Source organism: Epibacterium ulvae (assembly GCF_018678075.1).
Classification (GTDB): domain Bacteria; phylum Pseudomonadota; class Alphaproteobacteria; order Rhodobacterales; family Rhodobacteraceae; genus Epibacterium; species Epibacterium ulvae_A.
On record NZ_JAHHIR010000021.1, the window covers coordinates 14,307 to 37,316 of the forward strand.

23 protein-coding genes and 2 pseudogenes are annotated in these 23,010 nt (G+C 58.6%); 9 read left to right on the plus strand and 16 right to left on the minus strand.

What is annotated here, in order from left to right; translation table 11 throughout:
• Window positions 1-90 precede the first annotated feature (90 nt).
• From KMP13_RS04570 to KMP13_RS04585, 4 genes are all read right to left on the minus strand, one after another.
• Window positions 91-285, minus strand: a complete 195-nt coding sequence (locus tag KMP13_RS04570) for a twin-arginine translocation signal domain-containing protein (RefSeq protein WP_215264380.1) — start codon at window positions 283-285, stop codon at window positions 91-93.
• A 79-nt stretch (window positions 286-364) separates the two neighbouring features.
• The gene (locus tag KMP13_RS04575) at window positions 365-973 is read right to left on the minus strand and encodes a TorD/DmsD family molecular chaperone (protein WP_215264381.1); all 609 of its coding nucleotides are present in this window, start codon (window positions 971-973) and stop codon (window positions 365-367) included.
• Between the two features lie 14 nt (window positions 974-987).
• A complete protein-coding gene (locus tag KMP13_RS04580) occupies window positions 988-1,581 on the minus strand; it encodes a DUF3306 domain-containing protein (RefSeq protein ID WP_215264382.1) in 594 nt (197 codons plus the stop codon).
• On the minus strand, window positions 1,578-2,117 hold the full coding sequence (locus tag KMP13_RS04585) for a DUF3305 domain-containing protein (RefSeq protein WP_215264410.1): 540 nt from the start codon (window positions 2,115-2,117) through the stop codon (window positions 1,578-1,580). Before KMP13_RS04585 ends, KMP13_RS04580 begins: the two co-directional genes overlap by 4 nt.
• A 369-nt stretch (window positions 2,118-2,486) precedes the next feature.
• Here KMP13_RS04585 and KMP13_RS04590 point away from each other — a divergent pair, with 369 nt between their 5' ends.
• From KMP13_RS04590 to KMP13_RS04610, 5 genes and pseudogenes are all read left to right on the plus strand, one after another.
• Window positions 2,487-4,436 carry a 4Fe-4S binding protein gene (locus tag KMP13_RS04590; protein ID WP_215264383.1) on the plus strand — a complete coding sequence of 650 codons (1,950 nt, stop codon included), beginning with the start codon at window positions 2,487-2,489 and terminating at the stop codon, window positions 4,434-4,436.
• A gap of 120 nt (window positions 4,437-4,556) precedes the next feature.
• Window positions 4,557-5,624, plus strand: a pseudogene (gene apbC / locus KMP13_RS04595) (iron-sulfur cluster carrier protein ApbC); the annotation flags it as partial.
• On the plus strand, window positions 5,621-6,325 hold the full coding sequence (locus tag KMP13_RS04600; protein WP_215264385.1) for a biotin/lipoate--protein ligase family protein: 705 nt from the start codon (window positions 5,621-5,623) through the stop codon (window positions 6,323-6,325). The pseudogene apbC and the gene KMP13_RS04600, both read left to right, overlap by 4 nt.
• Before the next feature lie 3 nt (window positions 6,326-6,328).
• Complete coding sequence (locus tag KMP13_RS04605; RefSeq protein ID WP_215264386.1) at window positions 6,329-6,808, plus strand: DUF6505 family protein; 480 nt, start codon at window positions 6,329-6,331, stop codon at window positions 6,806-6,808.
• Window positions 6,807-7,145, plus strand: a pseudogene (locus KMP13_RS04610) (IS3 family transposase); the annotation flags it as partial. The gene KMP13_RS04605 and the pseudogene KMP13_RS04610, both read left to right, overlap by 2 nt.
• Before the next feature lie 224 nt (window positions 7,146-7,369).
• Here the strand turns inward: KMP13_RS04610 and KMP13_RS04615 are convergent.
• The 8 genes from KMP13_RS04615 to KMP13_RS04650 form a co-directional block, all read right to left on the minus strand.
• A complete protein-coding gene (locus tag KMP13_RS04615; protein WP_215264387.1) occupies window positions 7,370-8,173 on the minus strand; it encodes a substrate-binding domain-containing protein in 804 nt (267 codons plus the stop codon).
• Window positions 8,170-8,880 (minus strand): ATP-binding cassette domain-containing protein, encoded by a 711-nt coding sequence (locus tag KMP13_RS04620; RefSeq protein WP_215264388.1) that lies wholly within the window; start codon window positions 8,878-8,880, stop codon window positions 8,170-8,172. Before KMP13_RS04620 ends, KMP13_RS04615 begins: the two co-directional genes overlap by 4 nt.
• A complete protein-coding gene (locus tag KMP13_RS04625; protein ID WP_215264389.1) occupies window positions 8,880-9,584 on the minus strand; it encodes an ABC transporter permease in 705 nt (234 codons plus the stop codon). The genes KMP13_RS04620 and KMP13_RS04625 overlap by 1 nt, the downstream gene beginning before the upstream one ends.
• Window positions 9,585-9,782: 198 nt before the next feature.
• Window positions 9,783-11,327, minus strand: coding sequence for a polyamine aminopropyltransferase (locus tag KMP13_RS04630; RefSeq protein WP_215264390.1), 1,545 nt, complete (start codon window positions 11,325-11,327; stop codon window positions 9,783-9,785).
• Complete coding sequence (locus tag KMP13_RS04635) at window positions 11,324-11,548, minus strand: DUF350 domain-containing protein (protein WP_215264391.1); 225 nt, start codon at window positions 11,546-11,548, stop codon at window positions 11,324-11,326. Before KMP13_RS04635 ends, KMP13_RS04630 begins: the two co-directional genes overlap by 4 nt.
• An 11-nt stretch (window positions 11,549-11,559) precedes the next feature.
• Window positions 11,560-11,718: a hypothetical protein gene (locus KMP13_RS04640; protein ID WP_215264392.1), complete on the minus strand. Its 159-nt coding sequence runs from the start codon at window positions 11,716-11,718 to the stop codon at window positions 11,560-11,562.
• A gap of 3 nt (window positions 11,719-11,721) precedes the next feature.
• Window positions 11,722-13,020, minus strand: a complete 1,299-nt coding sequence (locus tag KMP13_RS04645) for a DUF4178 domain-containing protein (RefSeq protein ID WP_215264393.1) — start codon at window positions 13,018-13,020, stop codon at window positions 11,722-11,724.
• The gene (locus KMP13_RS04650; RefSeq protein WP_251363679.1) at window positions 13,017-13,634 is read right to left on the minus strand and encodes a DUF4178 domain-containing protein; all 618 of its coding nucleotides are present in this window, start codon (window positions 13,632-13,634) and stop codon (window positions 13,017-13,019) included. The genes KMP13_RS04645 and KMP13_RS04650 overlap by 4 nt, the downstream gene beginning before the upstream one ends.
• Window positions 13,635-14,032: 398 nt before the next feature.
• Between KMP13_RS04650 and zwf the strand changes: the two genes are divergently transcribed.
• From zwf to KMP13_RS04670, 4 genes are all read left to right on the plus strand, one after another.
• On the plus strand, window positions 14,033-15,484 hold the full coding sequence (gene zwf / locus KMP13_RS04655) for a glucose-6-phosphate dehydrogenase (protein ID WP_215264394.1): 1,452 nt from the start codon (window positions 14,033-14,035) through the stop codon (window positions 15,482-15,484).
• Between the two features lie 49 nt (window positions 15,485-15,533).
• The gene (edd, locus tag KMP13_RS04660; protein WP_215264395.1) at window positions 15,534-17,342 is read left to right on the plus strand and encodes a phosphogluconate dehydratase; all 1,809 of its coding nucleotides are present in this window, start codon (window positions 15,534-15,536) and stop codon (window positions 17,340-17,342) included.
• A gap of 3 nt (window positions 17,343-17,345) precedes the next feature.
• The gene (gene eda, locus KMP13_RS04665; RefSeq protein ID WP_215264396.1) at window positions 17,346-17,996 is read left to right on the plus strand and encodes a bifunctional 4-hydroxy-2-oxoglutarate aldolase/2-dehydro-3-deoxy-phosphogluconate aldolase; all 651 of its coding nucleotides are present in this window, start codon (window positions 17,346-17,348) and stop codon (window positions 17,994-17,996) included.
• 215 nt (window positions 17,997-18,211) lie between these two features.
• A complete protein-coding gene (locus KMP13_RS04670; protein ID WP_215264397.1) occupies window positions 18,212-20,860 on the plus strand; it encodes a methyl-accepting chemotaxis protein in 2,649 nt (882 codons plus the stop codon).
• Between the two features lie 17 nt (window positions 20,861-20,877).
• Here KMP13_RS04670 and ureG read toward each other — a convergent pair whose 3' ends face one another.
• The 4 genes from ureG to KMP13_RS04690 are packed head-to-tail and all read right to left on the minus strand — an operon-like array spanning window position 20,878 to window position 22,876.
• Window positions 20,878-21,510, minus strand: a complete 633-nt coding sequence (gene ureG, locus KMP13_RS04675; protein WP_215264398.1) for an urease accessory protein UreG — start codon at window positions 21,508-21,510, stop codon at window positions 20,878-20,880.
• On the minus strand, window positions 21,507-22,151 hold the full coding sequence (locus tag KMP13_RS04680) for an urease accessory protein UreF (protein ID WP_215264399.1): 645 nt from the start codon (window positions 22,149-22,151) through the stop codon (window positions 21,507-21,509). The genes ureG and KMP13_RS04680 overlap by 4 nt, the downstream gene beginning before the upstream one ends.
• Window positions 22,141-22,629, minus strand: coding sequence for an urease accessory protein UreE (locus KMP13_RS04685; RefSeq protein ID WP_215264400.1), 489 nt, complete (start codon window positions 22,627-22,629; stop codon window positions 22,141-22,143). The genes KMP13_RS04680 and KMP13_RS04685 overlap by 11 nt, the downstream gene beginning before the upstream one ends.
• A gap of 28 nt (window positions 22,630-22,657) precedes the next feature.
• Window positions 22,658-22,876, minus strand: a complete 219-nt coding sequence (locus KMP13_RS04690; RefSeq protein ID WP_215264401.1) for a hypothetical protein — start codon at window positions 22,874-22,876, stop codon at window positions 22,658-22,660.
• Window positions 22,877-23,010 lie beyond the last annotated feature (134 nt).

The following is a 23,010-nucleotide window of genomic DNA, read 5'->3' on the forward strand; positions in this document are numbered from 1 at the left end:
CGCTCGGTAATTGTGTAGAGCCACGGGACGGTCGGGCGTTTCGCAACCAGTTGCCAGCGGCGGGATCAGATCAAACCATCCAGTTCAAAATCAGAACCGAATGCTTTCGTAATAGGCGCGGGTATGCGCGGTATCCTGCATCTTGTTCGATGACAGGTCCGGCTCTGCGGCCGCTTGGGCGTCAGTGCCGGTTGTGGCCACGGCAAGTGCCGCCGCCGGGGCGGTGGTGGCCGCTAACTTCAAGAAGTTGCGGCGGGATTTTCCGCCATCCTCTGTCTTGCTCATCAAAGTGAACCTCCTCCTGTTAGTATTCGGGTCACGTTCCAATAGGACCGCCCCATTCGGGCCATCCCAGTTTTGCGCATCACTGCACGCTCATCCGAAAGCCCTCGGCCTCGATCTCCATGAACACCCGGCCCACATGGGCAACCGAGGCATAAAAGACCGAGGTTTTGGCACCCTCGAGATCGCTAAAGAAATGCCCGACCCAAGGGCCGACATGCTTGTTAAAGAACTGTTTTTGATCGTGCAGATCCGCCGGCGCTCCAAAACGGCCGATGATCAACGCGCCCATCATCTCCATGAGCGAGGCGATGTTATCCTCGGGCTCATAGACAGTCTCAGCCCGTGTCATGCCCCGTGCAGCCATATCCTGACGCAGCGCGGCCAGCGGTTTTTCATTGAGAAATCCGGTCAGATAATAGCTCGCATAAGGCAGCAATTCGCCTCGCCCCAGACCGATGAACAGCTTGTTGAACTCCCTCTCGACACCGGCTGGTTTGGTCTGTTTGGCCACTTTGGCCAAGGACATGACCGCCTGCCCCAACGCGCTGCCGTCGCCTGTCAGGGCGGCGGTTTGCTCCAATACTATCTGCTGGGGTGGGCGCGCCAACAACAGGCCGAGGAAATTGTAAAGATCCGCGCGCAGGCGATCCTCTTCGGGAACGGTCCGGGTTTCAGCCACGGCTGTCATTTCCTTCTCCATCATCATGCCTGGGTGCTCTCGTGAAAATGGAACCGCATCCGCCCTATCGGGACCGGCTGCGGCTCTTCTTCGGGGTACATGTTCGGTGCGGTATCCGCCTCACCCAAGGGCTGTGTTTCGACCCAAACAGGAGGCTCCGCTTCGGTCTGCGGTTCGTCCTCAAGGTCGTCATCCGGCAAAACCAGCTCTGTTGGATTGGTCGCCTCCTCGACCTGACGCGCCAGTTCTTCCACATGGACGGTCATGCCCTTGCCAACCTGATAAGCGGTCTCCATCCCTTCAACCAAAAGGGTCGCGTCGGTAAAGTCCTCGCCGTAATCAACCAACCCATCCACATTGGCGAGGATAGGGTTCACCCGCCACAGACGGCGCAGGGCGCGGGTGCGAATGCGCGAGGGGACCGCCTTGGACCAGAAAATCTTGAAATCATCTCCTTCGCCCAATGTCTCGGGGTCGGGCAGCTCCAGCTGTTCCAAAATCTCCGCATCGCTCAGATCCGAGTCCACCACAGCCTGTTCTGGCGGTGCTACCGCTGCCGATTCAACCTTGGCCTCCGCTTCCACAGCAGCCTTGCGACGGGCCCAGACATCGCTCATTGCAGGCGCTCCTTCCGGATTTGCCCCGGCGCGCGATAGACATCGGCGACCTGCTTGATCCGCACGTCACCAATGCCATCTTCGGCGGCGCCCACCGTGCGTTTGTCCCGGCGGCGCTTCTTGAACTCTTCCTGCTTGAAATGGGCATCGGCAAAGCGCTGAACCCAAGCGACCAGCCCCTCGGGCATGGCGATCTTCTCCACCAATTCCTCGCCACTGTCGGCATAATCCTGCGCTTCAAACGGAGAGGCGGTGACCAGCGCGACTTCCAGCGGAGGATCATTGCGCGCCTCGTCCCGCAACACGACATAGACGCAGGGCGGCGCGGCGGTCAGCCCCTGTTTGTAGGCCTCCGCATCGGCGCGGTGCAGCTCCAGCGGCACCGTGGCTGCGTGGTATTCGCAGGCTTCGCCTTCCTCACGCAGCAGCTGCCAATTGGCGGGGCCAGCACCGGGAAGCACCGCAACCGCTTTCCACGACCACTTGGCCCAACGCGTCACCCCAGGCCTGCGCCGGATGACAACGCCTAGGGGCATCACTTCAGTTTTTTCAAAATCACGCGACACGCTGCGGCTCTCTCCCATATTCGTCGCTGATCTTGCCGCAGCGGGTGGTTTGGTCTGAACAGCGTTTTTGCGCGTCGAGTGCTTTTTCGACATTTCCGGACAATTTGGGCAGGTCTGAATACCGTCGCATGCAGGGGTGGACGAAATGTCCATCTCGACTGTTTTTATCGGGCATTTGAATAGGCGAAATTTTCGCGAATCACTTGGCCATTTCGACGCCCTCACCCGCCCAGTTCGCGGCTTGAAAACGGTTTACGTCGCCACAGAATCAGGTGTAGCAAGCTGGGTAAGCCCGGGCAATTTTGCGCAGGTTTTCACTCCGTCGATCGAGAGGACAAAATGAATAAGCCATTGATTTTATGTGACTGTTCCGGAACCAACCCGATCAACGCGGACCGTCTCGCGGCCACCACCAACCGCCCTTGCTCGAAACTGCATACCGCCCTTTGCACCCACGAAGTTGAGGTCGCAGCCGCCGCTATAGCACAGGGTGAGGCCACAATTTGCTGCACCCAAGAAGGGCGATTTTTCAGCGAGCTTGCTGCCGAATTAGGCGCCCCAGAACCCGAATTTCTGGACCTGCGTGACCGGGCTGGGTGGACCGCAGATACGGGTGATTTGATACCCAAAATGTCCGCACTGGTCGCCGAAACTGCCCTGACTGTCCCGGCGGCCAAGACGTTGGATGTCCATTCACACGGGCTTTGCCTGATCATCGGACCTGCAAAAACCGCCCTTCCGGTGGCTGAAAAGCTGCAGGATGCCTTGGGGGTAACTGTACTTTTAACAGATCAAGACGACCAGCCCGTGCACCGCGGATATGACGTGATCCGGGGAAACCTGCGCTGCGCAGCCGGCGCGCTTGGGCAGTTTCAGGTCCATATTGATGCCCTGCAACAACTCGACATCACCGGCCGCAACTGGGCCTGGACAGCGCCGCGTGACGGCGGCCAGTCGGACTGTGACATCATTTTGGACCTGACCGGCGGCACACCGATGTTTCCTGCACCGGAAAAGCGCGAAGGCTATCTGCGGCCCGATCCCAAAGATCCCATTGCCGTCTCAGACGCGGTTTTCGCCGCCAGCCAGCTGGTCGGAACCTTCGAAAAACCGCTCTATATCCGGACTGAAGCGCTGTTGTGCGCCCATTCCCGTGCCAGCCAGTCGGGTTGCACGCGCTGCCTGGATGTCTGCCCCACCGGGGCCATCACCTCACAAGGAGATCACGTCAGCATCGATCCGATGATCTGCGCCGGCTGCGGATCCTGTGCTTCGCTCTGCCCATCTGGCGCGCTCACCTATGATGCGCCGCCCACCGACAGCCTGTTTGTACGCGTGCAAACCCTGGCCCGCACATTTGTTGCGGCAGGGGGCACCGCACCGCGCCTTTTGGTGGTCAATGAACACGGCACAGAGATGATCGCCCTGGCCGCCCGTTTTGGCCAAGGGCTGCCCGCAAATGCCATCCCGCTCGAGGTTGAGGCGCTGAACAGCTTTGGCCATGCCGAAATCCTCGCCGCGCTGGCCGCCGGGTTTGCCAAGGTCGACATCCTGCTATCGCCCAGTGTTGAGCGCGACGTACAGCAGCGAGAACTGGATTTGGCAACCGCGATTTCTGGGCCAAACACAGCCTCCTTGCTCGATCTGTCCGACCCGGACGCGCTCTCGGATGAGCTGTTTGCGGCGACAACACCGGCTGCAATCAAAACGCCCATCCGCCCCATCGGCACCCGCCGTCAGATCACCCGCCAAGCGGCCAAGGCCCTTGCCCCGAACACCGAACACCTGCCCCTGCCAGACGCCGCGCCATATGGTGCCGTTTTGGTGGACACCGATGCCTGTACGCTATGCCTGTCCTGTGTCTCCCTCTGCCCCTCTGGTGCCTTGGGCGACAACGAGGACAAGCCGCAACTCAGGTTCCAGGAAGACGCCTGCCTGCAATGCGGCATCTGCGCCAATACATGTCCCGAGCAAGCCATCACCTATGAACCCCGGCTGAACCTGACGGATAGCGCGTTGTCACAAGTGGTCCTGCACGAAGAGGACCCCTTTGAGTGCGTCGAATGTGGCAAACCCTTTGGCGTGAAATCCACCATCGACAAGATCACCGAAAAGCTGGCCGGAAAACACGCCATGTTCGCCAACAGCCAGACGGCAAAGATGATCCAGATGTGCGATGACTGCCGGGTGGCCGCGCAATTTCACCAGCACAGTGCCCCAATGACCGGAGCAGCACGGCCCAAAGTGCGCACCACCGATGACTACCTCAGCAAGCGACGCGATCACTGATGCAGTCAATTTCACATGATGCGGTCCGCGCTGGTCGTGGTCCATTTGGGCGCTCTCTGGTAAAGCACCAAAAACCAATTTGCGCGCGCCTCGCAGCGCCGCCACCACAAGGAGCAGCACCGCGTGTCCCTCACCCGTGAAACCGTTCTCGAGACGCTCAGAACCATTGCCGATCCCGCCTCGGGCCAAGATGTCGTATCCGCCGGCGTTGTCCGCGCCTTGACTGTGGACGGCGACAGTGTCCGTTTTGTGTTGGAAATCGACCCGGCGCGCGCTGAAGCCTACGAACCCCTGCGCGCCGAGGCTGAAGCCAAGGTAAAAGCACTGGCCGGTGTGACCAAAGTCTCTGCCATGATGACCGCCCACAGCCAAAAGGCACCACCGGACCTCAAACCCGCGCGCCCGGCCGAGCAAAAGGGGCCGCAACAAATCCCCGGTGTGAAAAAGATCATCGCGGTCGCTTCGGGCAAAGGCGGGGTTGGCAAATCTACCGTTTCCGCAAATCTCGCCTGTGCGTTGGCGCAAGCCGGTAAAAGCGTTGGACTGCTGGACGCGGATGTCTATGGCCCCTCGCAACCGCGCATGCTGGGCGTCTCGGGCCGCCCCGCCAGCCCAGATGGCAAAACCATCCTGCCGCTGCGCAATCACGGGGTCACCATGATGTCTATCGGTCTGATGACAAACGATGATCAGGCGGTTGTCTGGCGCGGGCCGATGCTGATGGGGGCTTTGCAACAGATGATGATGCAGGTCCAGTGGGGCGCTTTGGATGTGCTGATCGTGGACCTGCCGCCCGGCACCGGCGACGTTCAAATGACCCTCAGCCAAAAGGCGCATGTCGACGGGGCCATCGTGGTCTCTACCCCGCAGGATGTCGCGCTGATCGATGCCCGCAAAGGTATTGATATGTTTCACAAATTGAACGTGCCGATCCTGGGTATGATTGAAAATATGTCGACCCATATCTGCTCCAACTGTGGCCACGAGGAACACGTCTTTGGCCACGGCGGCGTCGCGAATGAGGCCGCAAAGCTCGGCGTGCCCCTTTTGGCGGAAGTGCCGCTGCATCTGGACGTCCGTCTGGCAGCCGATGGAGGCGCGCCGATTGTGGTGTCCAAACCCGACAGCCCGCAGGCGCAGGTGTTCCAATCAATCGCCGCTGATCTGATCGAGAAAGAACACATATGACCACCCCGACCTTCCCGCCATTGATGTCCGGTCATGCCCTGAGCGGGCAGGACGACCCCTTTGAGGTCGCGCGCCAAAAGGCGGTGCTGGGCTGTGAGGCCGGATTGGTGACTTATAACTTTGGTGCGGATCACATGGCAGCAGCACTGGTGCTTGCGCCCGAGGTGCCTTTGACCCAGGCGATAGCCATGCTGCCTGCCTGCGGCGTTGGCTTTCAAAACGCCATGGGCGCACTTGCCCCGCCCGAGGTCGCGATTCATTTCGAATGGGGCGGGGCAATCCGCATCAACGGCGCCCGCTGTGGTCAATTGCGTACAGCAGCCGGCAGCCCGGTGGTGGATCAGATCCCCGAATGGCTTGTGGTTGGCTTTGAGCTGCGCCTTTGGCCTTCGGATGCGGAAACCGGCCTGACCCCGGATGAAACTGCCCTCTTTGCCGAAGGCTGCGCCGATATATCAGCCCCCGCCCTGTTGGAAGCCTGGGCGCGCCATACTCTGCATTGGATTTGCCGCTGGGAAGAAAAAGACGGTGCTAAATCGCTGCACGGTGAGTGGCGCGGGCTGCTTCACAATTTGGGTGAGACCACGACCCAGGGCGTGTGTTCCGGGACGTTCCTTGGCGTGGATGAACATTTCGGGATGCTGCTGCGCGACGGCGAACAGACCCATCTTCTACCCCTTACCGATCTGCTGGAGGAATAGACCATGCTTTTGGCCCGTGCCATTCACTTTGACGAAAGCGACATGAATGTCTTTGCAAACCCAGCGCGCACCGGCGAATGGTGTATCTCGGGCGGGTTTGAGTTCTCCAACTGGTCAGATGGTGATCTGATCGGCAAGCAACGTCAGGCTTTTGCCAACGGTTGGATGGGGGTGGAGACCGCCGGGAGGGTGACATTTGTCGCCGTCACGCAGATCGAACCCCAAGAGTTGGAGCAGGTCACAGACCTTCTGGCGCAGCATTTCTTGACATATTATGGCGCGCCAGACCGCGCCGCTGCGCGTCCGGTCGCACAAGAAGAGCTGTCACACATGGTAGAACTTTGCGCAGATCACCCAGCCAATACGCTGCTGACCGTGGCACGTGAACTGACGGACGCCGGAGTGAAAGAAAGCTACCGTGCAATCGAAGCACAATCGGCTGGACTGAAACAATTCGCGATCCACGCAAACCCAGACAGCTAATACGAACCGCGGCAGGCAGTACCGCTCGCACGACTACCAAAAGATCCTGCAACAGCACGGGTTCCCAGCGTCGATGAGCGACAAAGGAGAATGTTACGAGTTTAAGCTGGTCCGCGCCAGCGGATTGGATGATCCGGGGGGATCATTCAAAGGCGCAAAACTCTGCTGTCGAGACCTTATTCAAGACCATCAAAGCCGAGCTGATCTGGCGAGGTCATGGGAAACACGGTGGCAGGCTGAGATGGCCATCTTCGAATGCATCAACGGCTTCTACAATCCGCGACGCCGACACTCAGCATTGGGCTGGAAAAGCCCCGTCGTTTTCGAACGGAAAGTGGTTCAAACGAGCACTTGGGGCGGCACTAAAACGCGACAGGTCCAGTTGGGCCAAGCGCCGCGCTGTCACGCAGGTGGCGCGGGCTCGCACCTCCGCACTGTCGTCCAAAGATCAGCCCGCGCCGGGCCAAGGCCCAGCGCTATGCCCAACTGCTCGCTGCAATCTATTGATTGCGCACAGAGTGGGCGGGAGACCCACGTCGACCGTCACACGCTACAGAACGATTAGCGTTTGGCGTTGAACACAAAGAGCGTCTCACCATTGATCTGGTAGTCGTCGATCAGACCTTTGGCTTTGTCTGAAATCAACCAATTTTCCAACTGGTCTACCAAGCTGGTTTTGACATGACTGTGTCGCTCGGCATTCACCGGAACATAGGCGTATTGATTGAACAAATCCGGATCGCCAGCGTATAGCAAAGCCAGATCCCCTGTGTTCCCGAAATTCAGCCAGCTTGCACGATCCGCCATGATGTACGCATCCAAAGCCGCCGCCGTATTCAGCGCCGCTCCCATGCCTGCACCCACGGCGCGGTACCATCTGCCAAAGCGTTCGGGGTCCAGCCCGGCATCCTCCCACAGGCTCAACTCTTTCTTATGTGTGCCACTGTCGTCACCTCGGCTGACAAACACGGCTTCCGCATTGGCAATCTTGCTCAATGCGTCCTGAGCGTTTTGTGCGGTCTTCACCCCAGCTACGTCCGTTTTGGGACCGACAAAGACAAAATCATTGTACATGATCTCACGACGGTGGGTTCCATGACCGCTGGCGAGGAAACTCACCTCAGCCGCTCGAGAATGCACCAGAATGGCATCCACATCGCCGGCCTCTCCCAATCGGATGGCCTGCCCGGTGCCCACCACCAAAAGCTGCACCTCAAACCCAAGGTCGCGCTTGATCTCGGGCAAAAGGATCTCAGCCAGGCCAGAATTGTGGAACGACGTTGTGACCGCCAGTTTCATCGCCTCGGCCCAAGCAGGCGTATGCAGCGTGAGCGCGACGACTACGCTCAAAAGCAAATGTTTCATTCGATTATGTCTCCTCGCAAGAACGCGCGTCCCTCATCTGTGTTTGGCCCCGCAAAAAACGCAGCAGCTGGTTGGTGTTCCTGGATCTGACCCCGAGCGACCAGAATGATTTCAGTGGCCAGTCGCGTGGCCTGCCCCAGGTTATGCGTCGACATCACCAGCCGGGTGCCATCGGCCGCCGCCTCTTGCAGCAACGCCTCGATCTCACGCGTGGCGCGTCCGTCGAGCGACGCACAGGGTTCATCCAGAAACAGCACTTCGGGCTTGCGGATCAGAGCGCGGGCCAGCGCTAGTTTTTGCCGCTCCCCCCCCGACAGAACAGTGGCAGAGCGTTCCGCGGCGGCGCTCAGACCAATACGCTCCACCCAATCCATGGCGCGCGCGCGGGCCTCACCACGCGAGACTCCGATCAACCGCAGTGGATAGGCAACATTGTCTAACACAGAACGGCGCATCATCACCGGTTGCTGAAACACAAAAGCCTGACGCTCCTGCGCCTCTGCCATCGGGCAATTCCACGTCACGGACCCGCCATTCAGGCGCACAATCCCATGCAGCATTTTCAACAGCGAGGTTTTGCCCGCCCCGTTGGGACCGATAACAGCAGTGATCCCCTGCCCTTCGAGCCGCAGATCCACGGGGCCGATCAAAACCTTGCCCCGACGGCGTAAGGTGGCCCCTTTGGCGATCAATGGCAGCAATGTCATCACCAACGCCCCGTCCGTTCGGTCTGCCCCAACCAGTGGATGCAGAGGTTTACCGCCACCGCCAGCCCGATCAACACAAAGCCGAGTCCAAGCGCCAGCGCAAAGGCGCCCTTGCCGGTTTCCAGCGCAATCGCCGTGGTCAGGACGCGGGTGTGATGGTCGATATTGCCGCCCACCACCATGATCGCTCCCACTTCACCGATGGCGCGGCCAAACCCGGCCAAAGCCGCCGTCAGCAAGGCGCGACGCCCATCCCACAACAGTGTTTTGATCCGCTGCGCCTGGGTAGTATGAAGTGAGATCAGCAGATCGTGGTAGTCGCTCCACAACTCCCGCAAGGATTGATGCGCGATAGAGGCGATCAGCGGCACGATAATAATCACCTGCGCGATGATCATGGCCGTGGGGGTAAACAACAGCCCAAAAACCCCGAACGGCCCGGACCGCGACAACAGGATATAGACCACCAGCCCCACCACCACCGGCGGCAGGCCCATCAATGCGTTCAAAACGGCGATGGTGGCCCGGCGCAGTCGAAACCGGCGCACCGCCAGCACAGCGGCCAGAGGCAAGGCAATCAGCGAAGCCACCACCAGTGCCGTGAGCGTCACCCGCAGGGAGCGCAGGGTAATCTCCACCAGATCGCTATCCAGCGTCACCACCAGCCAAAAGGCCTGTGCTATCCCCTCCCACAGCTCCGACATCGCGGCCGTATTCTCCCCTTAGCGTATCTCAAATCGTTGATCACGCGTTCAGTTTAGCTGCAAACCACACAGGCCGATGTCGCAAAAGCGAAAAAATACAGTCTGATACCGTAATGGACAAATTGTCTGCGTTGTTTTTGGAACCGCGCGCGTGTTGGGGCAATCTGTCCAAGCCCGGCTTATAGGTTTGGCGTCACATCATTCAAACCACTTGGCCCAGCCATCCAGGTAATAGCTAACAAGGGCATGGGACTGCAGGCGGTTGACCTCAACCTCGACCGGGCCGGTGTCTTTGGAGAACGCTCTCGCCTGCTCCCAGACCTCATCCGACAGGAACCGCAAGCCCGCTGGCCAATCCAACGCACGTTGCGCCGGTTCATACGGCGCGGCCAGCACGAACCCCCATTCGCCAAAACTCGGCACATAGGCATGATAGGGCAAGGTCCACAAACCGCTGCCGACTTTGACCGGATTGCGAGCAGCCTCCAGCGTCGCGGCCACCGACCAAAATGCCTCGCGCGCATAAAAGGGCGATCCGGCCTGCGTCGCAAGCAATCCTTGCGGGCTCAACCGTTCCAGCAGAAGATTATAAAACGCGCGACTGTAGAGTTTGGAGAGCGCCAGGTTCTTTGGATCCGGCAGATCGATCAGGATTACATCGTATTGCGCGGTGCTGTGCTCGACAAATTGCCAGGCATCTTGGTTTTCAATTGTTACACGTGGATCACGCAAGGCATTGCCGTTCAAGGCGGCCAAATCATCGTGGGTTTGAAAGATCTCTGTGACGCGCGGATCCAGATCCACCAGCGTGATCTGTTCGACGTCTGGCCAGCGCAGCACCTCACGCGCGGCCATACCATCGCCACCGCCCAGGATCAGAATATCCGCACGCCGACTGGCCTGTGCCATGGCCGGATGCACCAGCATTTCGTGGTAGCGATACTCGTCGAAACTATCGAATTGGATGGAGTGATCCAGAAACAGCCGCGTGCGGTCGCGAAATCGGGTCACGGTGATCTGCTGATAGGGTGTCGTCTCGCTCAGGATGATGTCGTCCTCATAGAGCGCGGCTTCGGCCACGGTCACCAGACGTTCGGACTGCACCAGCCCAGCGCCGGTTAGGATCAGCGCAAATGCCCAGACCCCCCATTGGCTGCGCTGCGCATCTGCACGAAACATCCACAACGACAGACCGGCCACACATAGGTTCAACCCGCCAAAGACCAGGCTGGCCGACATAAGCCCCAGCTGTGGCACGATCAACAGCGGAAAAGCCACCGAGGCCGCCAGCGCACCCACATAATCCACACTGAGGACGTTTTCAAAGCGGAACTCGGGCACACCGATTTCCTTGAGAACCCGCGCGATCAAGGGGATCTCCATGCCCGACAAAATGCCCACGGCGATCAACAGGCCAAACAGCGGCAGCTCCACCGCGCCGGTCCAGGCGTAGGCAAAAAACACCACCGGTGCGAGGAACCCGCCCAGAATACCCAGCAGGATCTGCGCCCAGATAAACCCGCCCAACGCCTGGCCGACAAAGCGGGACAGGTAGGCACCAACCCCCATCGCCGACAGAAAAACCCCGATCACCAAGGAGAACTGGCGTACGCTGTCGCCCAACAGGTAGCTCGAAAGCGTCGCTGCGATCAGTTCGTAAATAAGCCCGGCCACCGCCACCAGAAAGGTTGCGATCAACAGCCAGACTTCACGCGTGCGCGCGCCCAATGGCGCGTCGCTCATGACAGGATCACGGCCGCGATAATGATGGAAATCGACACGAACAGCAGCCCGATCAGAATGGCGAGCGCGACGTTCTGGTCTTTTTCAATCTCTTTCAGGATCGGAAAGGGCGTCATCCAGTCAATCACCTTCCAGACCATAAACATCAGCACCACGCCGATGAGGGTGTAAAAGAACGTGCTGACGACCTCAGCCAGTTGGATCGCGGAAAATAGGTCCATAAGGTCCCCCGTTATTTGACGTTGCCACCGAAACCGCGACCACCGCTGGCGGCCCGGATCGAGTTTGAGATATCCCGGCTTTCACCGCCAATCCCGTTGTAAGAAAGGTAACTGGCCCCGGCGACGATGGCGCAGGACATGACCAGAAAAATGATGCGAAACAGGTTCATGGCTTAATCGTCATCCTCATCCACCCAATCGCTGCCACGCCAGCGCGCCGCATTATGTCGACGTGCGCGCAACCACGGCAAGCCCGCCATCAGACCAAAGACAACGGTGGCAAAGATCATCCACCGGATCACTTTGCGCCCCGCATCGACCGAGACGGAGAGTTGGTTCCATTGGTTGGGTCGCGCCGCGCCGGATGCGGTCCAGTCGCCCTCGGCGTCGACATCGATGAAAAGCGTGTAGTCGCCATCCAAAGGTGCGCGGAATGTGGCATTGGCGCGGTTGCTGCCCTCGCTCCAATTCCCGTCAGCGTCGCGTCCCGCATATCGTTCAACCGCGCGCACCGTGCTGAACAGCACTTCGTCTTCCGGGTCGTTCACTTCCAGTTCCAGCTCGGACCAGGTGTTGATGCCATTGCCCGCCAGACGCAATTGCACCAGCTCGCCGGCTGTGATCCCCTCTAGCACCTGTTCAAAGGGCAGATCTGCGCGCGACAGTGAGACCCGACCTAGGACATCGCGGCCAGACTGGCCTGCGAATAACCCGGCCAAGATCAGACATAGAACCGCAAAAATCGCGCTTGCCTTGATCTGGAACCCCGCATTGGGTCCTGCGTTGAAGGGCTGCAGCGGATGCACCCGCGCGGGGGAGAAACCGGGATCCATACCAAAACCCTGCTTCACCTCATCCGCGCTCAGATAGGTGGTCTGCTCAACCTCACGTTCGCGACCTGTGGCGGAAAAGGACAGCATCCGTGTCTCCCCTAGGACCGAAACGGTTGAGGTCTTGTCCGATTTGCGCGGCTGCCACGAGAACTCCCCCTCGGCATAGCGGATCTCACTGGTGCTGGTCTCATAGTATTTGAACTGCTCGCCCTTGTCGCGCAGAGTTGGACGGTGGTTGGCCCGCGCGACCCGGTGTTCGGACATCCACAAGGGTCTGCGATAGCGACGGGTGAAGGTGCAATGCCCTTCCTCCAAGGTTAGCCAGGCGTAGCCATGTGTCGGCGAATAGAGCTGATGGTCGAGCCAGCCGTAGGTCTTGCCACCCCAATGTTCGACCTGTTCCAGCAGACCGATCACCGTGTAGTCGACACCCTGGATCGTACCAGCTGTGCCAATGGGAAAGGGCGTTTTCGGGCGGGGCACGTCATTGAAACGCTTCAACGCGCGGTAATTCGCGGTCGCGTCCAGTTCCGTGCCGCAATAGGGGCAGATATGCGTGGTGACCCGGCCACCGCCCAAGACATCCAAGCCCGCGCCGCATGAGGTGCAGTTGATCGCATTGACAGAGGTCAAGGTCATGACAGCACCTCAACCTCAAACGGGTCAAACCAGCGGCCGACAAACCAGGCGTATTGATCGCCGTCGATTTCGGCCGAGAGCAGATCGCCATTTTCGCCCTGCAAGTTCACATAACGATAGATTTCCCCCACATACAGCGGCTCATCAAAACTGCCGCGCAGGGCGATACATTCCCCTTTGCCGTCTTCGACCACCCGGTAGCCGCCGCCATCATATGAAATCACCTTGCCGAGTTTCAGATAGCCATCGTAGCGCGGCCATTTTGCGCGGCGGACCTCTTCCTGCAGGATGATGTCGCCCTCATCCACGGAAATCCAGAGCGGCGCGCCCGCGCTGTTCAAGGCGCAAAACTCATCCCATGTCCCACGCCCATAGGAAAACCGCGCGTGGCCTACGATGTTATAGGTGTCACGGCCCATCCGCAGATGACTGCCCAACCCAAAAAGCATCGGCACATCATGCATCGCCCCCTGTTCGCCCGCCTGTTCGGCAGCCTGATCCGATAGGAAAAGAGACGTCCCGCAGGAGCTGCAGGTCACCATCTTGACGGTCTGAAAGGCGGGTGCGACGGAGCTGCCGCAATTGGGACACTGAAAATCGTGCATTTGATTCATAAATCTCTGTTGCTTCACACATAAACACTCGCCTTATGAAAACAAAGCACAACTGCGCCCCCGAACCACCAAAGCGTTGCACAAGCACCGCGCGCCACACGCGCAACGCGTTTCGCAGCGAAACCCATGCGCCCCGTTGTCGACGGGTGACCACACTGTGTACAGGGCGCAAAACCACATCACATTTACGGGTTACTTTTATTTCTGTTAGCGCTACCAATACAGCAACGGATCCGAAACTGATTCGCGGTAGGGGGGAAACAACTTTGTCACGTTTCCCACGTCCCATGCTATGTTGGCCCTAACGGGTCGGCATCAGGACGCGACTGGAGCGCGATCAGAATTGAGACTTGAGCAACCCCATTTGTTGCCGTTCGAGAAAGGCGAAAAGCTGAACCATGGTATCACGCGTTATTCCTGTTGATCACTTCGACCTGGTGCTGTTTGGGGCAACCGGCGATCTTGCCCGCCGCAAAATTCTGCCCAGCCTGTTCCATAGATTTATCATCGGTCAATTCGATGACAACTCTCGTGTCATTGGCGCATCGCGCAGTGCAATGACCCAGGCCGAGTTCCGCGATCTGGTGTCCAAAGCATTGAAAGAATTCGCCCATCCAGAGGACGCGACGCCGGACAATATCGCAGCCTTTGTCGACATTCTGGACTATGTCGCGATCGACGCAAAAAGCGAACAGGGTTGGGCTGACCTGGCCAAACCCTTGCGCGACAATGTGGTGCGAGCCTTCTATCTGTCGGTGGCGCCCAGCCTGTTTGCCGATATCGCCGGCCGTTTGAAATCCACCGGGATTGCAACCAACGACAGCCGCGTGGTGGTTGAGAAACCCTTTGGCCACAATCTTGCGTCTGCACAGGCGTTGAACGCTGCCCTTAGCGCGCATTTCGAAGAGCATCAGATCTATCGCATCGACCACTATCTGGGCAAAGAGACGGTTCAGAACCTGATGGCGCTGCGCTTTGCGAACTCGTTGTTTGAACCGTTGTGGAACTCGTCCCAGATCGACCACGTTCAGATCACCGTCGCCGAAAGCATCGGCGTCGAAGGGCGCGGCGAGTACTACGATAAATCCGGTGCCATGCGTGACATGGTGCAGAACCATCTGATGCAGCTGCTATGTCTGACCGCGATGGAACCGCCCGCACGGTTCACGCCCAATTCGGTGCGCAACGAAAAGCTGAAGGTGATCGAGGCGCTGAAGCCGGTCACTCAGGATGATATCGCCCGTGGCCAGTATCGCGCGCGTCAAGGAGGTGACAGCTACCGCGAACACGCAGGCGATCCCAGTAGCACCACCGAAAGCTTTGTTGCGATGAAGGTGGAAGTGGCGAACTGGCGTTGGGCCGGCACGCCGTTTTACCTGCGCACGGGCAAATGCCTACGCCAGCGCGCGTCCGAGATCGCGGTGTTCTTCCGCAATCCGCCGCATAATATCTTTGAAGGCGACGCGCCGGCAGAAGGCAACTGTCTGGTGATCCGCCTGCAGCCCGACGAAGGCATCACCCTGCACACCACGATCAAGGACCCCGGCCCCGGTGGCATGCGTCTGACCACGGCAAAACTGGATATGACCTTTGCCGACAGCCTGCCCGAAGCGGGACGCCCGCAGGATGCCTATGAACGGCTGATCATGGATGTCATCCGTGGCAACCAGACCCTGTTCATGCGCGGCGATGAGGTCGAGGCGGCCTGGGCCTGGGCGGATCCGATCATCGAAGGGTTCTCGGATAATGGAAAAGCACCGCAACCCTATGACCAAGGCGGCTCTGGCCCCGATGATTCACTGTTGCTGATGCACCGCGATGAACGTCGCTGGCGCGACATTGGCGCGTGATTATTAAAATTTCAACCAATCGGTACCAAACATCTGAAAAGGCACCATCATGACGTTGAACTCAACCGTACAAGCGGTGACCGACCGGATAATCGCCCGCAGCGAAACCACCCGTAACGCCTATATGGACCGCATGCGTGCGGCCCAGAAAAAAGGCCCCGCCCGCGCCCACCTCAGCTGTTCCGGTCAGGCGCATGCCTATGCCGCAGCTGGTGAGGATCAGGACCATCTGGCGACGTCTTCCGCCGGGCATTTGGGCATTATCACCGCCTACAATGACATGCTGTCGGCGCACCAACCGTTTGAGGTCTATCCGCAACGGATCCGCGACGCAGTGCGCAAGATCGGCGGCACCGCGCAGGTGGCTGGCGGCGTTCCTGCCATGTGTGATGGGGTGACCCAGGGTGAAGCCGGGATGGAGCTGTCGCTGTTTTCACGCGATGTGATTGCCATGGCCACTGGGATTGCGATGTCGCACAACGTCTTTGACTCCTCGGTCTATCTGGGTGTCTGCGACAAGATCGTGCCTGGTCTTGTGATCGGCGCGCAGTCCTTTGGCCATGTGCCTGCGGTATTCTTGCCGGCCGGACCCATGACTTCGGGCATCTCCAATGATGAAAAAGCCAAGACGCGTCAGGCCTTTGCCAAGGGTGAGATCGGCCGCGATGAATTGCTGAAGTCCGAGATGGGATCCTATCACGGGCCGGGCACTTGCACATTCTATGGCACGGCGAACACCAACCAGATGCTGATGGAGTTTATGGGGCTGCACCTGCCGGGTTCTTCCTTTGTCAATCCAGGCACCGAGCTGCGCGACGCCCTGACCGAAGAGGGCGCGCGCCGTGCGCTGTCTTTGTCGGCTCTTGGCAATAACTATACGCCGGTGTGTGACGTGCTGGACGAAAAAGCCTATGTGAACGGGATTGCCGGTCTGATGGCCACGGGCGGGTCCACCAACCTGTTGATCCACCTTGTTGCCATGGCGCGTGCGGGCGGAATCATTCTGGACTGGCAGGATTTCTCTGAACTGTCTGATGTGGTGCCCTTGCTGGCGCGGGTCTATCCAAACGGTCTGGCGGATGTGAACCATTTCCACGCCGCAGGCGGTCTGGGCTATATGATTGGTGAGCTGTTGAACTCTGGCTTCCTGCATCCCGACACCAAAACTGTCGCCGGTGAGGGCCTTGAGAATTACGTGATGGAGCCGTTCCTTGGCGAAGACGGGCTGACCTGGCGCAAAGGTTCTGGCAAGTCGCTGAACGATGCAATCCTGCGCCCGGCTGACAGCCCATTCCAGGCCACTGGCGGCTTGAAACGCCTGACTGGCAAACTGGGCACCGGCGTGATCAAGATCTCAGCCGTGGCAGAAGAGCATCAGGTGGTCGAAGCTCCAGTGCGCGTTTTCCACGACCAGGACAAAGTCAAAGAGGCGTTCAAAGCGGGTGAATTCACCGGCGATGTGATCGTTGTGGTACGCTTCCAGGGCCCCAAGGCTAACGGTATGCCCGAATTGCACTCCCTCACACCAATGTTGTCCATTTTGCAGGGCCAGGGAAAGAAAGTTGCGCTAGTGACCGATGGCCGGATGTCCGGTGCCTCAGGAAAGGTGCCAGCTGCCATACATGTCGTGCCCGAAGCACTGGACGGCGGCCCAATTGCCAAGCTACAAGACGGCGACATCGTGCGGCTTGATGCCCCAAGCGGTGCTCTTGAAATCCTGACGGAAGGTGTTGAGGATCGCCCTGTTGCGATCGACGATCTGTCTGCCAATGAGCACGGCACTGGACGTGATCTCTTCCAAGCTTTCCGCCGCAGTGTTGCCTCTGCGGACGAAGGTGCAAGCGTATTTGGAGTGTAAATAATGCCCATCACCCCCCAAGAGGCCAGCAAACAGGCCCGCGAATTGTGCAGCCTGGCCCCTATTGTGCCTGTCTTGGTTGTCGATGACGTCGCCAATGCAAAACCGCTGGCGCAAGCCCTGATCAAAGGTGGCTTGCCCGCGTTGGAGGTGACATTGCGCACCCCCGTCGCACTGGACGTGATCCGCGAAATGTCGCAAGTTGAAGGCGGCGTTGTTGGCGTTGGCTCGCTTGTGACCCCTGCCGATGTTGAAGCCGCTGTCGAAGCGGGTGCGACCTTTGGCGTGTCTCCGGGCGCGACACCGAAACTGCTGGACGCAGCCGAAGCCATCGGCCTTCCGATGCTGCCAGGCGTGGCCTCTGCTTCTGAGGCGATGGCGCTGCTGGAACGCGGCTATGACATGCTCAAGTTCTTCCCGGCCGAAGACGCAGGCGGCGCGCCTGCTCTCAAATCCATCGGTGGCCCATTGGCACAGATCAGCTTCTGCCCAACCGGCGGTGTGAACCCTAAAAACGCCATGAGCTATTTGAGCCTGCCAAATGTGGTCTGTGCCGGCGGCAGCTGGGTTGCGCCTAAAGATCTGGTAGCTGCGGGTGACTGGGCGGCGATTGAAGCACTTGCCTCCGAGGCGAGTAAGTTTAACGCTGGTTAAGCGGATCGCTTCTAACACTGCAAACCGATGCATAGTTTCTAACCGGTCGAAGAAATTCGACCGGTTTTTATTTGTTTTCTTCCTCGAAAAAATTGCACTCCTTACAACTTAGACGGAATCTTTACGACTCCAAGGCACCTATTTCAGAAAACTACATATGTGAATGATCTCGCAGATGAGCGAGTTTGCATCTTAGATCTGATTGGACGCGCCTGATGAATGTAAAACTTTTCTCCCGGGACGGCTGGTTGATGCGTGCGATGGGCAGCATCGGAGCCAAGATTTTTCTGATCCTTTTTGCCATGGGGACGACGTCGGCCGTTGGTGGCCTGATGATCACCTCTGCCTTTGACAGGATTACTGTCAATGTCAGAAACCTCACCGAAAATGACCTACCGACTCTGGCGCAAACATCTGACGTCAGCGAAGCGGTCAGTCAGGCGCAAAAGGCCCTGATCAACCTTTTGCTGGCTTCGGACGATGAAGAGCTTCAGATCGCCCATGCTGGCGAGGCCGATGCGTTGCATCACATCGAAGAAATTTTACCACAACTACAATCGGAAGAGACCCAGACGTTCCATGCGGAGCTGATGGACGTAAACAAAGCACTCAAAGCACTGGTCGAAAACCGCAGTCATGAATTTGTGGCCGCCGAGCAGATCGACGATCAAGTCACCGAATTGGCCAGAGCCACAATCGCCGCCCAAAGACAACTGACGCGCGCCGCACAGGATGCAAAAGTCCGGATGCGCACGAGCAGCCAGAAGATCGTGGGGTTCATGGATTCCTCGCTCAAAAACATGGTCGAGCGTGAATTTGCAGCCATTCAGATCTTGATGCAGTTGCGCACGGATGTGGCCCTGTTGGCGGTGGATTCCTTGGAAATCGAGACTGCCCAGACCCCAGAAGAGCGCGCCGAGCGGATCAAGACTGCGCAGGAGTCGTTGGGACAGACAGTAGCAAGCCTGCAGGCTGTTCTGGACAATCCGGCCATTCGCGATGAATTGATAGAAACCCAGACTGCAGTCGCCGCTTGGGCCCAGTTGATCAAGCTCGTAGATCGCCCCCATGCGGAGCAGCTGCACGATGCGGAACTACAACAGTACAAGGCCGATGCCGAGCTTGCAGGCCAAGTCGAACATATGATGATGATGCTGCAATTTGCATCGGAACACGTTGGTGCATCAAACTTGGAATCCACCAACGAATTGTTCGGCAACGAAGTGAACAAGCTGTTGCAATTGCTGAATATCAACAACCGTTTGGCCTTGTTCCGCTCCACCTCGCTTGAACTGGTGGTGATGGACAATCAGCAGGGCGCCATTTTGATCGGGAAACGTTTGCCGGGCCTGTACAAAGGCCTGTTGAAGGCGATTTCCAAGGCCGATGTCACCCTGCACGCCGATGCACAGGAAAAGATCGATGCCTTGGTGGCCGAAGACGGCGGCATTTTGGATACCAAGATTTACTCGCTGAATGCACGTGACGCGGCTCGCGATGCCTCCTTGGCGGCGGCCATTGCGATGACCGGAATTGCCGAAACCGCCACTAAGCTCAGCCAATCCAGCCGTGATGGGATCAGCAATATTGCCGGTGAAATTTCAGGCGATGTGGGCAATGCGACGGATCGATTGAACACAATCATGATTGTCACAACGGCTGTGATCGTTTTGGGGATATTCTTTACGTTCCAATTCATTCTGCGCCCGCTGGTCCGATTGAGCGAGACGACAGAACGTCTGGCAGGCGGTGATATGAGCCCCGTCAAAGGCTTCAACCGGGCGGGCACCGAAATCTCCCGCATTGCCCGTGCTTTGACGGTCTTCCGCGATGGGCTGGTGGAAAAGGACGAAACCGAGGAACGCGTAAAAACCGAGCGTGAGGCGCGACAGGCCCAACAGACCTTGGCCGTAAATTCACTGGCCACCGGGCTGGAGCGGCTCTCCGAAGGGGATCTGACGGCGCGTGTCACCGAAGAGCTGGAAGGTGGCTACAAAAAGCTGCGCGATGACTTTAACGCGGCTGTGGAGCGGTTGGAACAATCGGTCCGTGTGGTGTCAAACAGCGGCCGATCCATCGTTGGCAACAGTTCTGACATCTCGACCCTGGCGCAGGATCTGTCGCAGAAATCGGCCGAAACGGCGGACACGTTGGCCGAAACGGCATCGTCACTGAGCCGCTTGTCGGAATCGATTACTGGCACGGCCAAGGCCTCCAGCTCGGTCTCTGTCTCGGTTCAAGAGGCGCATACCACCGCGACCTCCAGCATCAAAGTGGTGGACGAGACCATCACAGCCATGCGCGACCTGCAGACAAGCTCTGAAAAGATCGCCCAGATCATCGGCGTGATCGACGGCATTGCCCAACAGACCAACCTTCTGGCGCTGAATGCCGGGGTTGAGGCCGCGCGGGCCGGTTCAGTTGGCAAAGGTTTTGCGGTTGTCGCTTCGGAAGTGCGTCAACTGGCGAACAAATCCAAAGAAGCCGCGAACGAAATTTCCCATCTGGTTCGTGAAAGCAGCGAACAGGTCGAAATGGGCTCGGAACTGGTACAACGCACCGGTCAGGCGATGAGCGAGATTTCCGAGACCGTCTCGAACGCGGCCAACCGGATGAGCGAAATCGCATCCGCGGCCGAGGAACAATCCGGTGATCTGCAATCGATCAACCACGCGATGATTGGTTTGGACAATACCACTAAGACCAACGATCAACTGTTCCAGGGCGTGACCCAATCAAGCGTTGGCCTGTCCGAGGAAGCCCAGGCCATGCAGGAAGCGATCGACCGTTTCCGTGTCGGTAGCACCAACAGCGTGGTGCGCGAAGACGCCCAGGACCAAGCTTTCCTCAGCGCCATGAGTTAACACTCAGGCGGGTTCGCTCAGGCTACGCCCTTCGCTTCCGGTAGCCCGCCAACTTCTGCCAGCAAGGCGGCGATTTGGTCGACCCCTTCGCCGTGGCGCTGGCTGGAAAACACAAATGGACGCCCTGCGCGCATGCGTGTAGCGTCCCGCTCCATCACGTCGAGCGAGGCCCCGACGTGGGGCGCCAGATCGGTCTTGTTGATGATCAGGATGTCAGAGCGGGTGATTGCCGGGCCGCCTTTGCGGGGGATTTCTTCACCTGCGGCGACGTCGATCACGTAGAGCGTCACATCCGCCAATTCGGGGCTGAAGGTCGCAGACAGGTTGTCGCCGCCGCTTTCGATCAAGACCATATCGAGATCAGGATGGCGTTTCTGCATTTCAGCCACCGCCGCCAAATTGATCGAGGCATCCTCGCGGATCGCCGTATGCGGACAGCCGCCTGTTTCCACCCCAATGACCCGATCCTGCGGCAGGATCTGCATCCGCATCAGCGCTTCGGCGTCTTCCTGGGTGTAGATGTCATTGGTGATGACGCCGATGGAATGGGTTTTTGAAAAGTGCCGCGCCAAATTGGCGGTCAGCGTGGTCTTTCCCGCGCCCACTGGGCCGCCAATGCCCACGCGTAGGGGGCCGTTCATGCTGCTCATGATCGGAAAATCCTTGAGTATTGGGTTTCGTGTTTCATCGCGGCAATATCGGACAGAAATCCCACCGATGCCAGCTGTTGCAGATCCCCGTCCAGCCCTTGTTTGGCGGCCGCTTGGATTTGCGGAGCGAGCTGCATCAACAGGCGTTGCCCTTGGGTCTGTCCAACCGGCAACAGCCGTTGTGCAGACGCGATAAGATTTGAACAAAAGGCCTGTAAATAGAGGGTTGTGGCCGTCTCCAACGGCAGATCCTTGGCGGCAACCGCCGCGCCAAAAACCACCGGGTAGGCGCGCAGATCCAAAGTGATCTCCCAAACCTCGTCCAGGGTGCGCACAAAGGCCTCCCCCTGTTGGGTCATTTCAAAGAGACGTTCGCGAGACGGCTGAAACGCCAGGGCCTGCGCATCCAAAACCGCCCATTCCGCCGGAGTTTGAGCACGATAGGCTGCGGCAATAAACAACGCATCACTGCGGCCCGCTCCAAATTCCAACAGATCGCTCAACCATATGTGCAAGCTCGCCGTATCTGTAATCCAGCCGGCCTCAACTGCGGCTTCGATGCCGTGAGAATAGGCAAAAGCACCAATTGGAAAGGCAGGCGACAGCCACTGCTGCAACAAAAGCGCCGCGTCAGTGGTCATGGGCGTGCTCGTGCGCGGGTCCGTGGCCGTGATCATGAGAATGAGTGCGCCCGTGACCGTATGCGCCCCCTTCGGGCGTAAAGGGTGCCACCACCTCGGCGACATCTGCGCCCAACAGCGTCAGCAAATCGCGAATAACGTGGTCGTGTTGAATGAGCAGGCGATCTCCCTCGATCTGGCACGGTGTATGGCGGTTGCCAATGTGCCAGGCGATGCGTGTCAGGTCGGTTGCCCGGATTTCCAACAATGACTCCGGTGCTGCAACAACTTGAACTTCGTCACCCGCCTGGGTGATCAGCACACCACCGTGATCCAGCGAGGTCGTCTGCGCCAGATCGACCAGAAGCCGTACATCGCGTTCAGTGGTGAGGACTTTGCGCCGCAAAAACCGCCCGGTATAGTCTAACACCACACGGTCAATTGCCGTCGCGTGACCATGGTCACGATATGTCTGCGCAATCATCTGAGGAGCGGTCATATCCCGCTCCCCAAGATGCGATCAGATCTTAGATGTAGAACTTGTCCGCAAACACGTGCTGCACGATGTCTTCGCGCTTCAGGCCGCGTTTTGCCAGTTCTTCGTCGGACATTTCCATCAGCTTGCGCATCACTTGAACGCGTGCGTTGGATTCGCCCAGCTGGACCAGAAATTTGCCCAGTGCTACGAAAGGCTTGAATACCGCTGTGATGTTCAGGCCGGTGTGTGTGGTTGTCAAAGTCGCCATTGGATATCTCTCCTAGTTCAGGGATATCCTCCCTATGAGAGACAACATAGCTGACCTTTTTTGCGTGAGGTAGGGGCTCTGCGGAATAGCCGCCATGCACTTGCTGCAATGCAGAAAACACTTTGCTAACCTCC